Annotated in this window: 1 protein-coding gene; it reads right to left on the reverse strand. The window is 35.4% G+C overall.

Annotated features, from left to right (window positions below):
- The coding region (locus tag ACQRBN_RS17490; protein ID WP_427740366.1) for a hypothetical protein at positions 1-204 on the reverse strand (204 nt) is incomplete at its 3' end.
- Positions 205-271 lie beyond the last annotated feature (67 nt).

Below are 271 nucleotides of genomic sequence, written 5' to 3' on the forward strand. Positions count from 1 at the left end.
TTTATAGTTGAAAAACTCTCCGATTTCCAGGCCAAGGCTGTTGCTTCCAAAAGATAAGAGGAATCTTATCATGGTAGCAAAGTCCCATTTACGTTTTCTGCAGAAAGCATGTGGATCAGAAAAAAGGAACGCATCTATATGCTTTTCCATTTCCGAGATAATATCAAAAATACAATTTTTAAGTTGATTTGCGAATATGTTCATTTACGATACCTCCTTTAAACAAGGGGCTTCGCCGCAAATTTTTTGAGATTTGTCAAGAGATTTTTAG

It is taken from the genome of Bariatricus sp. SGI.154, assembly GCF_050313795.1.
Classification (GTDB): Bacteria; Bacillota; Clostridia; order Lachnospirales; family Lachnospiraceae; genus CAMBRQ01.